This window comes from Streptomyces sp. NBC_01334 (genome assembly GCF_035983595.1).
Lineage (GTDB): Bacteria > Actinomycetota > Actinomycetes > Streptomycetales > Streptomycetaceae > Streptomyces > Streptomyces coriariae.
Window position 1 is genome coordinate 7,389,694 of record NZ_CP130718.1, and the last position, 11,642, is coordinate 7,401,335.

11 protein-coding genes are annotated in these 11,642 nt (G+C 70.8%); 3 read left to right on the forward strand and 8 right to left on the reverse strand.

Translation table 11 applies throughout. From position 1 onward, the window contains the following. Nucleotides 1-117: 117 nt before the first annotated feature. From OG736_RS33130 to OG736_RS33145, 4 genes are read right to left on the reverse strand one after another with little or no spacing between them, the layout of a single operon-like run. Nucleotides 118-717 carry a GTP-binding protein gene (locus OG736_RS33130; protein ID WP_020125271.1) on the reverse strand — a complete coding sequence of 200 codons (600 nt, stop codon included), beginning with the start codon at nt 715-717 and terminating at the stop codon, nt 118-120. Continuing rightward, a complete protein-coding gene (locus OG736_RS33135) occupies nt 704-1,147 on the reverse strand; it encodes a DUF742 domain-containing protein (protein WP_020125272.1) in 444 nt (147 codons plus the stop codon). Before OG736_RS33135 ends, OG736_RS33130 begins: the two co-directional genes overlap by 14 nt. Before the next feature lie 31 nt (nt 1,148-1,178). Beyond that, nucleotides 1,179-1,655: a roadblock/LC7 domain-containing protein gene (locus OG736_RS33140; protein WP_020125273.1), complete on the reverse strand. Its 477-nt coding sequence runs from the start codon at nt 1,653-1,655 to the stop codon at nt 1,179-1,181. Beyond that, nucleotides 1,652-4,957 (reverse strand): ATP-binding protein, encoded by a 3,306-nt coding sequence (locus OG736_RS33145; protein ID WP_327185633.1) that lies wholly within the window; start codon nt 4,955-4,957, stop codon nt 1,652-1,654. Before OG736_RS33145 ends, OG736_RS33140 begins: the two co-directional genes overlap by 4 nt. A 402-nt stretch (nt 4,958-5,359) precedes the next feature. Between OG736_RS33145 and OG736_RS33150 the strand changes: the two genes are divergently transcribed. After that, nucleotides 5,360-6,316 (forward strand): ABC transporter substrate-binding protein, encoded by a 957-nt coding sequence (locus OG736_RS33150; RefSeq protein WP_327185634.1) that lies wholly within the window; start codon nt 5,360-5,362, stop codon nt 6,314-6,316. Between the two features lie 24 nt (nt 6,317-6,340). Further along, nucleotides 6,341-8,086, forward strand: coding sequence for an aromatic amino acid lyase (locus tag OG736_RS33155; RefSeq protein ID WP_327185635.1), 1,746 nt, complete (start codon nt 6,341-6,343; stop codon nt 8,084-8,086). Between the two features lie 43 nt (nt 8,087-8,129). Here OG736_RS33155 and OG736_RS33160 read toward each other — a convergent pair whose 3' ends face one another. Beyond that, nucleotides 8,130-9,500: a glycoside hydrolase family 43 protein gene (locus tag OG736_RS33160; protein ID WP_327185636.1), complete on the reverse strand. Its 1,371-nt coding sequence runs from the start codon at nt 9,498-9,500 to the stop codon at nt 8,130-8,132. 206 nt (nt 9,501-9,706) lie between these two features. On the opposite strand from OG736_RS33160, the gene OG736_RS33165 reads away from it, so the two are divergent. Continuing rightward, entirely contained in the window at nt 9,707-10,123 is a 417-nt protein-coding gene (locus OG736_RS33165) for an ankyrin repeat domain-containing protein (protein ID WP_327185637.1), read from the forward strand. Nucleotides 10,124-10,241: 118 nt separating this feature from the next. On the opposite strand, the gene OG736_RS33170 is transcribed toward OG736_RS33165, so the two are convergent. From OG736_RS33170 to OG736_RS33180, 3 genes are read right to left on the reverse strand one after another with little or no spacing between them, the layout of a single operon-like run. Then, nucleotides 10,242-10,859 (reverse strand): GTP-binding protein, encoded by a 618-nt coding sequence (locus tag OG736_RS33170; RefSeq protein WP_327185638.1) that lies wholly within the window; start codon nt 10,857-10,859, stop codon nt 10,242-10,244. Next, nucleotides 10,846-11,238, reverse strand: a complete 393-nt coding sequence (locus OG736_RS33175) for a DUF742 domain-containing protein (protein WP_442817104.1) — start codon at nt 11,236-11,238, stop codon at nt 10,846-10,848. The genes OG736_RS33170 and OG736_RS33175 overlap by 14 nt, the downstream gene beginning before the upstream one ends. Beyond that, nucleotides 11,204-11,638, reverse strand: coding sequence for a roadblock/LC7 domain-containing protein (locus OG736_RS33180; RefSeq protein WP_142266670.1), 435 nt, complete (start codon nt 11,636-11,638; stop codon nt 11,204-11,206). The genes OG736_RS33175 and OG736_RS33180 overlap by 35 nt, the downstream gene beginning before the upstream one ends. Between the last annotated feature and the right edge of the window lie 4 nt (nt 11,639-11,642).

Sequence of the window (11,642 nt, forward strand, 5' to 3'; positions counted from 1 at the left end):
CTATGCTGTTTCCGACCGCTCCGGTTGTTTCTCACCGGTTCCAGCTGTTTGCCGCTGTTTCTAGCTGTTTCTGGCTGTTCCCATACGCTGCCGACGCTCCGGCTGCCCGGTGCGCCGTCAGCCGCCCGACCGCGCCAGCGCCTGTTCCAGCACGACCAGCAGGGCATCTCGTACCGAGCCGCGCTCGCGCGCGTCGAACACGAGCAGCGGGACGCCTTCGGACACGTCGAGGGCCCAGCGGACCTCGTCCAGTGTGTGCGCGATCTGGCCGTCGAAAGCGTTTACGGCAACGGCGAACGGGATCTGCTTGTGCTCGAAGTAGTCGACTGCGGCGTAACAGTCGTCGAGACGGCGGGTGTCCACGATGACGAGCCCGCCGACCGCGCCCTCCACGATGTCGTCCCACATGAACCCGAACCGCTCCTGACCGGGCGTGCCGAACAGATACAGCTTCAGCGTCGGGTCGATGGTGATGCAGCCGAAGTCCATCGCGACGGTGGTGGTGGTCTTGCGCGGGGTGTGGCTGAGGTCGTCCACACCTGCCGCGACCTCGGTGATGGCCGCCTCGGTGGTCAGCGGCTCGATCTCGGAGATCGAGCCGACGGCGGTGGTCTTGCCCACGCCGAAGCCGCCCGCGATCACCAGTTTCACCGGCAGCGGCGGCCGTACGGCGGCCTGGCCGGCCGAGGTGCGGACCAGCGGTTCAGTCGGTGTCACGGAGTACCCCCCGGGAGTCGGGGATGGCCCGCAGGCCATCGATAACCCTGCGCAGAACGGATGCGTCGTGGGTGACGCCGGAGTCGGGCACGTGCACCGACAACTGCCCCGCCGTCCGGAGGTCCTCGGCGAGGACCCGCACCACGTTCAGGTGCAGCCGCAGCCTGGCCGCGATCTCCGCGATGGACTGCGGGACGCGGCAGGCGGCGACGATGTCGTGCTGTTCGAAGGAGAGCCGGCCGAGCGCGTCGAGCCCGCCGGTGGTGGCCACCAGCTGGGTCTCCACGGGCATCGTCCGGCCGGACGACGCCTCGCCCGCGCCGCCCGCGACCCGGCCGGCGGTGACCAGGAAGGGCCGGACGGCGGGTGCGGGGCCGACAGGGGCGACGCCGTCCTCGCCGGCCCCGCGCGGTGTGCGGCCGTCCGCCATCGGTGTTCGCTCTCTCTACGGTGGCACGCGCTCAGCGCGTACGCGTGGCGCCGACGCTGTTCTTCAGTTCCAGGACGAGCTGCGGGCTGAGCGCCGTGCCGGCGCGGTTGGCGAACACCGTCATCTCGTAGGCGATGTTGCCCAGCTTGGCCTCCTTGTCGGTGACGACGCCGAGCACGGCGCCGCTGCCGATCGCGGAGACCAGGACGTGGCCGCCCTCCAGGTCGATGATGACCTTGTTCAGGCCGCCCAGGCCGTAGTTGCCGGAGGCGCCCGCGGCCAGGCTGGTGATGCCCGAGACGATCGCGGCCAGCCGTTCGGAGTCGGCGTGCTCGCGCAGCTCCGACACCGCGATCAGCAGTCCGTCGGAGGACACCGCGATGGCGTCCACGACCCCCGCGGTCTCGGTGGCGAAACGGTTGAGCAGCCAGGTGAAGTCGGCTGCGGCGGCCCGCAGGTCGGTCGGCTTGGCGTCTCCGGCGGGAGTCTCACCTGTCGACGTGCTCACTGCTCGGCTCCTTCCGGAAGGTGGTTCTGGTGGTGCGTGGCGTCCCGGCCGGTGATCGGGTCGGTGATCGGCTCGGTCCGGCCGGACGCGTCGGACGGCTCTGTCCGGTCGGTCGGGTCGGGCGAAACGTCGGGACGGTGGTCGTGCCGGCGGTCGTTCCGGCGGTCCATCGGGTCTTCGGTGGTGGGGGTGAGGGGGCGGGGTTCGGCGGGGCGAGGATGTTCGCCGGTGTCCCGGTGGGCGCGGGCCACGGCCGCCTCGAACTCCTCCAGTGAATCGCGCACGGCGTCCGCGTCGGCGGGGCGGGCGGCCTGCCGCGCGGCCTGTTGGGCTGCGGCGTCGGCGGTCGTCCGCAGCGTCGCCCCGCGCACCCGGCGACGCAGCGGACGGGAGCCGTCGGGACCGACGGCGAACGCGTCGGCGCCGGCCCGGGCGGAGGCGGAGAGGGGACCGGCAGGGCCGGTGGCACCGGTGGGACCGGAGGCACGGTCGAACGCGGACGGTTCGGCGCCACGGTCGGCGGCGGCGTGCTCCGCCCTGCGGACGGAGTCGCCGGGGCCGCCCGTGCCGCGGGCGGGGCCGCTCTCGGGGCCGGACGGGTGAGTGTGCGGCGCGGGCTCCGTCGTACCGGCGGCGGGCCGGGACTCGGCCGCGTGGACGTACGACGACTCCGCCGTGCCGGCAGGGGTCGTGCGCTCCGCCGTACGGGCGTGGTCCCCGGGTTCGTCCTCCGCGCGGGCGTGGAGCGTGGCCTCGGCCGTGCGGGGCGCCGGGATCCCGACGCCGGCCGGGTAGGCGCGGGTCGCGGGCCCGTCCGTGGTGTCCGGCTCGGCCCCGGTGGTGGCCGGAGCCTCGGACGGGGCGGGATCGGCGAGGGAGGCCGACTTCGCCGTACGGGCGGGGACACCGGTTTCGACGGCGCGGTCGGAGGAAGCGGTTACAGCGGCGTTCCCGGAGGAAGGGGAACCGGTTCCGGTCGTAAGGCTGGAGGAATCGGTTTCCGCCGGACGGGTCGAGACAGCGGTTTCGTCGGTTTCGGCCGAGGCGCCTGTCACCGCCGTGGCGGTGGCGTGCGACGGGTCGTCGGTGCCGGCCACCGGAGTGAGCGGGGCCTCGGCCTCTCGTTCGCCCGGGGACGGGTCGCGGCGGGGGACCCGGCGCGGGAGCGCGCTCGGATCGTCCTCGTTCGTGGCCCAGGACGGAACCGTGGACGGGATCGAGGACGACGGCGAGGGGCCGGCCGCGGGGGCCGACGGGGCGGCGAGCGCTGCCGTGGCCGGGGAGGCGCCGGTGTGGGCAGGCCTGCCCACCGGGCCCAGCTCGCTCATCGTCAGGAGCAGCGTCGACGGGATCATCACCTCGGCCGTCACGCCGCCGCCCGGGGTGCGGGAGAGGGTGACGTCGACGTCCCAGCGGCGGGCCAGCGCGCCGACCACGAACAGGCCGAGCACCTTCGTCGGGACGACGTCGAGGCGTTCGCGGCGCACGAGGCGGGAGTTCTCCTCGGCCAGGCGCTCGGCGCTCATGCCCAGACCGTGGTCGGCGACGGTGATCGAGGCGCCGTCGGCGTCGGAGCCGACCACCACCTCGACGGGGCTGCCCTCGGGCGAGAACGACACGGCGTTCTCCAGGAGTTCGGCGATCATCAGCGTGAGGTCACCGATGATGTCGGGCTCCACCAGGGCCTCGGTCGCGGCACGCAACTGAACCCGCTGGAAGCCCTCGATCTGGCCCAGTGCGGCGCGTACGACGTTGGTGAGCTCGGTCGGCCCGGCGTCCAGGACGGTCTCGCGGATGCCGGCCAGCAGCATCAGGCTGTCGGCGTTGCGGCGCAGGCGGACCGCGATGTGGTCGATGGAGTAGAGGCGTTCGAGTAGCGCCGGGTCGGTCTCGCCGCGTTCCACCGCGTCGATCAACGCAAGTTGACGAGTCGTCAGGTTGCTGACGCGACGCCCGACGTTGCCGAACATCTCGGCGACGTTGCGCCGGCTGAGCACCTGGCGTTCCAGCAGCGCCGCCGCGGTGGTCTGCACGTTGTTGAAGGCCTCGGCGAGTTCGCCGATCTCGTCGTCCGCGGTGACCGGCAGCTCACGCAGCCGCGGGGGCCCGGACTCCTCGGCGTCGTCGTCGGCGACGCGGGCGAGTTCGCGGCCCGCGACGTCGGCGACCTCCTGGGCGGCCCCCGTCAGCGCCAGCACCGGGCGGACCACGGAGCGGCGAACCAGGATGGAGAAGGCGATCCACAGGGCGAAGCTCAGCAGCGCCAGGTTCAGCAGCAGGCCCGCGCGCCACTGGGCGCTGGAGGCGGTGTCGTCGGCCCGGTCGGCGATCTGGTCGATCAGCGACGCGGTGATCTTCAGCCGGGTCCGCGCCTGGGCGCTGTAGTCGGGGTAGGAGGCGATGGCCGCCCGGAACGCCGTACGGATGTCGGCCTTGGACTCGGCCTGCAACGCGCTCGGGTCCACGGCCAGTTCGGCGTAGTGCTGGCCGATCGAAGCCTGCGAGGAGTTGTGCTCGATGCCGCTGAACTCTTCGTTCTGCGTCTCGCCGGCGAACCGCTCGAACCGCTCGGCCTGGTAGGTGAACAACTCGTAGGAGCCGACCGCGCCGGTGAACTCGATGAGCGCGTTGCTGTCACCGGTCCGGGCGGAGAACACGCCCGTCTCGAAGGCGCCGTGCGCGGCGTCGGCGCGCAGCAGCGAGTCGAGCAGGTTGCCGGTGAAGGTCGTCGCGAGGTCGGCGTTGCGGTCCAGGCCCAGGCCGTCGATGAGGCCGTCGGCCGCGCCCGAGTACGCCGGGTCGATGTTGTCGGCGGGCAGATAGCCCTGCTCGATGGTGGCCCGCAGGCCGGCCAGGCCCTGGACCTCCTTCAGCGCCTGCACCTCGGTGTCGGGCAGCCGGTCGCCGAAGGCGTCGACCACCTTCTGCACCTGGGCGTCCACGGCGGCCTGGGCCTGCCGGTATCCGTCGGTGGAGGGGGTGCCGCCGTCGAACGACGCCTCGTGCCGCACGGAGAGCAGGATCGCCTGCTGGTGCTCGTCCTGCAGTTCGGCGACGAGCTGGGCGACCTGGGCGCTGTCACGCACCAGTTGGGCGGCGTTCTCGGCGCGGTTGGACTCCTGCACCAGGTCGACGATGAGGTACGTCAGCAGCAGCGCGATCACCGTCAGCGGGATACCGACGAGTACGTTCAGCTTGCGCTGGAAGGGCCACCGGTCGGCGAATCCCCGCAGACCGCGGCGTGCGGACGTGGGCGCCGAGGATGCCGACCGGGCGGGCGCGTCCACCTCTTTCGTGGACACCGGGCCTCCTTCAAGAGGGTGCTGCTCGCGTGCTAGGGGCGTTTGCATGCATGCCGACTTTCTGCACGCACGTGTCCGAATATGAATGATACGGAAGCGGCCCCCGTACACCGCTGTGGCCGACGCCGACTGCTGTGGCGGACGCCAACTCCGGCGAGACTATCGCCTATTCGAACGGCCGAGCGCGTCGCCCTACGTCAAGAATCCATTACGAAGCGATGAACCGGAGCCGTTCAGGGGCCTTCAAAGGGGTACACAGGTGATCTACCGATCCGCTCGCAAGTGATCACGGATCGAAGCCAATCGGTAACCCGGCTCCTCTTGACTGATCAAGAAGCGGGTGGATTGGATCAGGCCAGAGTGTTTGAGTTCTCATCAACCCCCCAGCTCGGAACGGGAACCGTGACTACCAACGCCCACAGCAGCAGGTCCCTCAGGAACCACCCAGGTGCGGCGGCCGTCGCCCTCGCGGCGGCGACGGTCCTGCTGGCGGGATGCTCCTCGTCCGACGACACCTCCGACCCGCTCGCCGGCGACAAGGCGGCCGGCGACACCGTGGTCGTCGGCTCCAACAACTTCGCCGAGAGCATCCTGATCGCCGACATCTACGGCGAGGCCCTGAAGGCCAAGGGCATCAAGGTGTCCTACAAGCCCAACATCGGCAGCCGTGAGACCACGTACGGCCTGCTCAAGAACGGTTCCATCACCGTCCTGCCGGAGTACAACGGCTCGCTGCTGGCCTACCTGGACGCGAAGGCCGAGCAGACCTCGCTCGCGACCGTGAACGCCGCGGCGAAGGCCAAGCTCGACTCCAAGCTGACGCTGCTGGAGTCGTCGCCGGCCGAGGACAAGGACTCCGTCACGGTCAACGCGGCGACCGCGAAGAAGTACAACCTCACCGCGACGTCCACGCTGGCCGACCTCAAGGACATCGCGCCGGAGCTGGTCCTCGGCGGCTCGCCCGAGTTCCAGACCCGCCAGCAGGGCATCCTCGGCCTGGAGTCGGTGTACGGGCTGAAGTTCAAGTCCTTCAAGGCCCTCGACGCGGGCGGTCCGCTGACGCAGGCCGCGCTGAAGAAGAACACCGTGCAGGCCGCGGACATCTTCACCACGGACCCGACCATCACCCAGGAGAAGTTCGTCGTTCTCCAGGACCCGGAGAACCTCTTCGGATTCGCGAACGTGACCCCGCTGGTCTACAAGAGCGGGCTCTCCCAGGAGGGCATCGACGCGCTCAACGCCGTCTCCGCCAAGCTCGACACCAAGGCCCTGCTGGAACTGGACTTCCAGGTGCAGCTGGAGAGCAAGGACCCGCTGGACGTCGCCAAGGCCTGGCTGAAGTCGGCCGGCCTCGGCTGAGGTTCCACCGGATCACGTGAACCGTTGGAAACAACAGCGGACGGACCGACCCGGGTTCCTCCGCACCGCGGGGGCGCCCGGACCGTCCTGAACGGAACCACCCTCACCGTCGGCGAGCTGATCGCGCTCGTCGACGGTGAGGCCGTGCCCACGGTGGCTCCCGAGGCCCGTGGGCGTGCCGCCCTCTCCTGGCGCACGGCGCAGGCGCTCGCCGCCGCCGGACGGCTGTACGGCCGCGGCACCGGCGTCGGCGCACAGGGCTCGGTGCCGGTCGACGAGGGCGACGAGGCCGCGCACGGCCTGCGCCTGCTGCGCAGCCACGCGGGCGGAGCGGGCGCTCTGCTCCCCGCCCGCCAGGTCCGCGCCATGCTCGCGGTACGTGCCAACCAGCTCCTCGCCGGCGGCTCCGGCATCCAGCCCGCCCTCATCGACGCCCTCGTCGACGCCCTCCGTCTCGGCGTCCACCCGGCGGTCAACGAGTACGGCGCTGTCGGCACCGGTGACTTGACCGCGCTCGCCCAGACCGGCTTGACACTGATCGGCGAACGGCCGTGGCTGAGTGCTGAGTCGGCAGGGTCGGGGAGTCCTGTTGGGCAGGACGGCGAGCCGACCGGCGGCCGGGTTGAGGGCACTGACCGGGCAGCCGCCGGTGGCGAGTTCGCCGGCGCAGCTCAGGAGGTCGTCGCCCCCGCCGTTCAGCTCGTCACTCTGCCCGGACCCGCCGCCGAAACCGTCTACGTTCCCGTTTCCGCCCCAGTGACGGCAGTCGCCTCCGTCACTGGCGTCACCGCCGCCGCCCCCTCCACCGGGCTCCCGGCCCCCGTCGTCCTTCAGCCCGGTGACGCGCTGGCCCTGCTCAGCAGCAACGCCCTCGCGTTGGGGCAGGCCGCGCTCGCCCAGCGTGAGCTCGACGTGTTGCTGCGGGCCACGCACGCCGTCGCCGCCCTTTCCCTTGCCGCGGTGTCCGGCTCGCCGGAGGCCTACGCCGCGCCCGTGCACGCCCTGCGGCCCTATCTCGGGGCGGCCCGCGCGGCCGGTGAGGTGCGGCGGCTGCTCGGCCTGCCCGACCGGCCGCAGGGCCGCCAGGGCCGACGTATCCAGGACCCCTTCGGGTTCCGCGCCTTCCCGCAGGCGCACGGCTGCGCCCTGGACGCTTCCGAGCGACTTCGGGAAGTCGTCGAGGTGGAGGTCAACTGCCCTTCGGAGAACCCCCTCATGGATCCCGACGACACCGCGGCCTACCACCACGGTGGCTTCTTCGCCGCACCCCTGGGGCTCGCCCTGGACGCCGCCGGCCTCGCCCTGCTGCAGACCGCGCAGCTCTCCGCTGCACGCCTGACGGCGCTCGGCGACCCCGGGCTCACCGGTCTGCCCCCGTTTCTCGGCGGGGGACCCGCGACCAGTTCGGGCACGATGATCCTGGAGTACACCGCCAACTCCGCTCTGGCGGAACTGCGTTCGGCGGCGACTCCCGCCTCGGCCGGCCACGCCGTCCTGTCGCGAGGTCTGGAGGAGGCCGCCAGCTTCGCCGGACAGGCCGCCCGCCAGACCTCGCGGGCAACGGACGCCTACACCACCGTCCTCGCATGTGAACTCGTCGTCGCCGTACGTGCTTTGAGGATGCGCCCGGTCCAGGCGGAGTCACTGCCGGCGCCGGTCGCGGTTCTCGCCGCGGCGACGGCCGTTCTTCCCGCGGGCACGGAAGACCGTCCGCTGGCCGGGGATGTGACGGCGGCGGCCGAACTGCTGCCCCGGCTGGCCGAGTTGTGAGCCGGTCGACGCGGGGACGGCCGGCTCCGGTGACGGGTCTCGCTCAGTAGCCCACGTAGAACGTCGCGTCCTGCTTCTCGGTGGCCGTCGCGACCGGGTCGATGCGCAGTACGTAGTTCGCGTGCCGGATGTAGCGCGTCGGGTTGTTGTAGGAGCGGAACGACGCCCACCCGGAGTCCGCCAGGCCGGCCGTACGGTAGAAGGTCGCGTCACCGGCGAACGTCGATGTGCCGTCGTTGACGTCGAGTTGGAGCTGGTAGTTGTAGTGCCGCAGGTACCGGGTCGGGTAGTTCACCGACTGGAAGGAGACCCCGGTGCCGTCGGCCAGGCCGGGGACGAGCTTCCACTGCGAGTCGGTGTACAGGTCGAAGGGGTACGTGTCGATGCGGCCGACGTAGTTGGCGTGGCGGACGTAACGGTCCGGGAAGTTGTAGGACTTGAGCCGGTTCCAGGCCGGGGCGCCCCACTTGGCGACGAGGTTGCTGTACTGCGTGCTGGTGATCGTCGTGACACCGCAGTGCTTGGAGTTCACCGGCTGGGTGTACGTCTTCTGGTCGAGCGCGGTCCAGGTGCCCGCCGAGAGGTCGGTGGACTGCCAGGCGTAGAAGACGCCGTTGGGTGTGTAGGTGTCCCCCCAGAGCCACCAGGTGCTGGAGGTCAGCGACTTGACGAGGGTGGGCGCCTCGGTGCCCCCGTGGGCGACCCCGGTGTTGAAGACCGTGAAGCTGCCGGGGTCGAGGGAACCGGACCGTGCGCCCACCAGCGTCTGGTCCTTCTTGAAGTAGAGATAGTTGACGCCGTTCACCCCTACGGCCATGTCGCCGTCGATCACGTCGTAGCCGGGGTCGAAGAAGACCTGGGGGGCCGAGGCGGTGACGAAGTCGGTGGTGTAGTTGACCATGATCACGTTGTGCCCGCTGCTGTTCACGGCGGAGTAGATGAGCGCGTACTGTCCCCGGCCCGCGTCCCAGAACGCCTCCGGCGCCCAGCTGTGGGTGTTCATGTCGTGCAGCTTCAGCCGGTGGTAGCCGGTGAAGGTGCGCAGGTCGGTCGAGTTCCACACGTGCACGTACTGGCTGACGTAACTCCAGTCGGTGCCCTTGAGGTCGGTGGCGATCACCACGTAGGTGCCGTCCTGCTTGCGCAGGATGAACGGGTCGCGCAGCCCCAGCGCGCCCTCGGTGGGCGTGACCACGGGGTTGTTCTGGTTCAGCGGCATCCACTGCAACCCGTCCGTGCTGACGGCGAGGTGGAGGCCGTAGTCGGTGCCGGCGCCGAGGCTGGTCGACTCGGTGAAGTAGCCCATCACGTAGGCCGAGTCGGCCGCGTGGGCGGACGGGACGCCGAGGGTGAGGGCCAGGGGGACGGAGGCGGCCGCGCCCAGGACGAGGCGGCGGGAGGGGTTGGGGGTCATATGCGCTCCAGGGATGCGGGGTGCCCTTTGATGCCGACCATTGGTTCGAAATACCGAACCAGGTTCGGTGAGTCGGTCAGAAAGTAGGGGCGCGCGGGGAACAGGTCAATCACTGGGACACGCTTGGCGGTTTCCCGCCTTGCACCTGTGGGTCGCCTACGAAATTCCGGCGATCTTCTCGCCCGTCCGGGCTACTCTCGGCGACCGTGAACAGGAGACGGCAGAAGAAACTGACGAAGCGTCTGTTGTCGGCGGTGATGTTCGAGGGCGGTCCTCAGGTCGACCTGCTGTTGCGGGCAGGCGCCGACCCCTCGGCCCCCGATGTCGAAGGAACGACTCCGTTGTACGCGGCTTGTGTTCAGGGGTCCGCCGACGCCGCGCGCAGGTTGCTCGAGGCCGGTGCGCCGCCCGACGCCGAGAGCGCGGGCCTGGGCGCCGAGGGGACCCCGTTGTGCGCGGCGGCGTGTTGGGGCCACATCGACGCGGTCCGCACCCTGCTCGCCCACGGCGCCGACCCCAACCTGCGCGAGGACCACGGCACCGGGCTGACCCCACTCGAGTGGGCGACCGCGGGACCGCATCCGGAAACGGTTGCCGTACTGCGCGCCGCGGGAGCCCACTGACGGACGCAGTCCCGGATACTCGGGCGGTCGGGCGGTCGGGCGGTCGGGCGGTCGGGCGGTCGGGCGGTCGGGCGGTCGGGCGGTCGGGCGGTCGTGAATTGGCGGCTCGGGCGGTCGGTCAGTGTGCCGGGCTCGGCTGGAGTGTGACGTCCTCGATCAGCCGGTCGATCAGAGCGATCAGTACGTCCCGGCACGAGTCGCGTTCCCGCGCGTCGCACAGCAACACGGGAACATGTGTCGGCAGCGCCAGCGACTCCTTGATCTCCTCCGTGGGATACGGGTGCAACCCGTGGAAACCGTTTACCGCAACGACGAACGGGATGCCTCGGCGCTCGAAGAAGTCGATCGCGGCGAAGCTGGACTCCTGCCTGCGCACATCGATGAGCACCACCGCCCCCAGGGCGCCGATCGCCAGGTCGTTCCACATGAACCAGAACCGCTGCTGGCCGGGCGTGCCGAAGAGATACAGCACCAGATCGTCGCCGATGGTGATCCGCCCGAAGTCCAGGGCCACGGTGGTGGACCGCTTCTCCTCGATGCCCTTGAGGTCGTCCACCTCCAGCCCGGCGACCGTCAGCGGCTCCTCCGTGCGCAACGGCGCGATCTCGCTGACCGCCCCGACCATGGTGGTCTTACCGACGCCGAAGCCGCCGGCGATGAGGATCTTCACCGTGTCGGGTGGCGCGGCCGGCCCGGCGCCGAGGGCGGTGGAAGCGGTGGAATCAGATCCGGCCAAGGCCGTCCCTCACTTTCTCCAGCAGATCGAGATCCGGCGTGCCGGTGACGGAACGGGGCGGCCGGGCCGTGATCAGGCCCGCCTCCAGCAGGTCGCAGAGCATGATGACGACCACGCTCACCGGCAGGTCGAGATGGGCCGCGAGTTCCGCCACGGCGAGCGGCCGGGCGCACAGCCGCAGGATCCTGGTGTGCTCCGGCTGCGGCCGCGCGGCCCGCTCGGGCGGCGGGTCGACCGCGGTCACCGTCGTGATGAGCGTGAAGTCGGCACGGCTGGGCCGGGTCCGGCCACCGGTGAGGGTGAACGGCCTGACGAGTCTGCCCGCTTCGCCGCTTCCGCTCACCTCACCCGCCGTTGGTGCGGACGGCGGGACCGACATGGGCCCGCGGTGCCGCGCTGAGGTGCTCGCCGATCTTCTTCACCAGCATGTTCATCTGGTACGCCACCACGCCCACGTCCGCGTTCTTCCCCGCCAGTACGACGAGATGGGCCCCCGGGCCGGCCGAGGTGAGGATCAGGTAGCTGTTGGCCATCTCGATGAGCGCCTGGCGCACCGGACCGCCGCGGAAATCCATGCTGACGCCCTTGCTGAGACTCATCAGGCCGGACGCGGTCGCCGCGAGCCGTTCGGCGTCCTCGCGCGGGAAACCGGTGGACTTGCTCACCACCAGCCCGTCCTCGGAGAGTACGACGGCCTGGTTCACGTCGGCGACCCGATCCACGAGACCGGTGAGGAGCTGGTCGAGCTGGGTGTTCGTGCCGGGGATGGAGCGTGTCATCGCG

Bases quoted from the DNA above. Each gene is read 5' to 3' on its own strand.
- OG736_RS33135 (WP_020125272.1), bottom strand. From the start codon at position 1,147: ATGGCGGACGGCCGCACACCGCGCGGGGCCGGCGAGGACGGCGTCGCC.
- OG736_RS33160 (WP_327185636.1), bottom strand. From the start codon at position 9,500: ATGACCCCCAACCCCTCCCGCCGCCTCGTCCTGGGCGCGGCCGCCTCC.
- OG736_RS33175 (WP_442817104.1), bottom strand. From the start codon at position 11,238: ATGTCGGTCCCGCCGTCCGCACCAACGGCGGGTGAGGTGAGCGGAAGC.
- OG736_RS33180 (WP_142266670.1), bottom strand. From the start codon at position 11,638: ATGACACGCTCCATCCCCGGCACGAACACCCAGCTCGACCAGCTCCTC.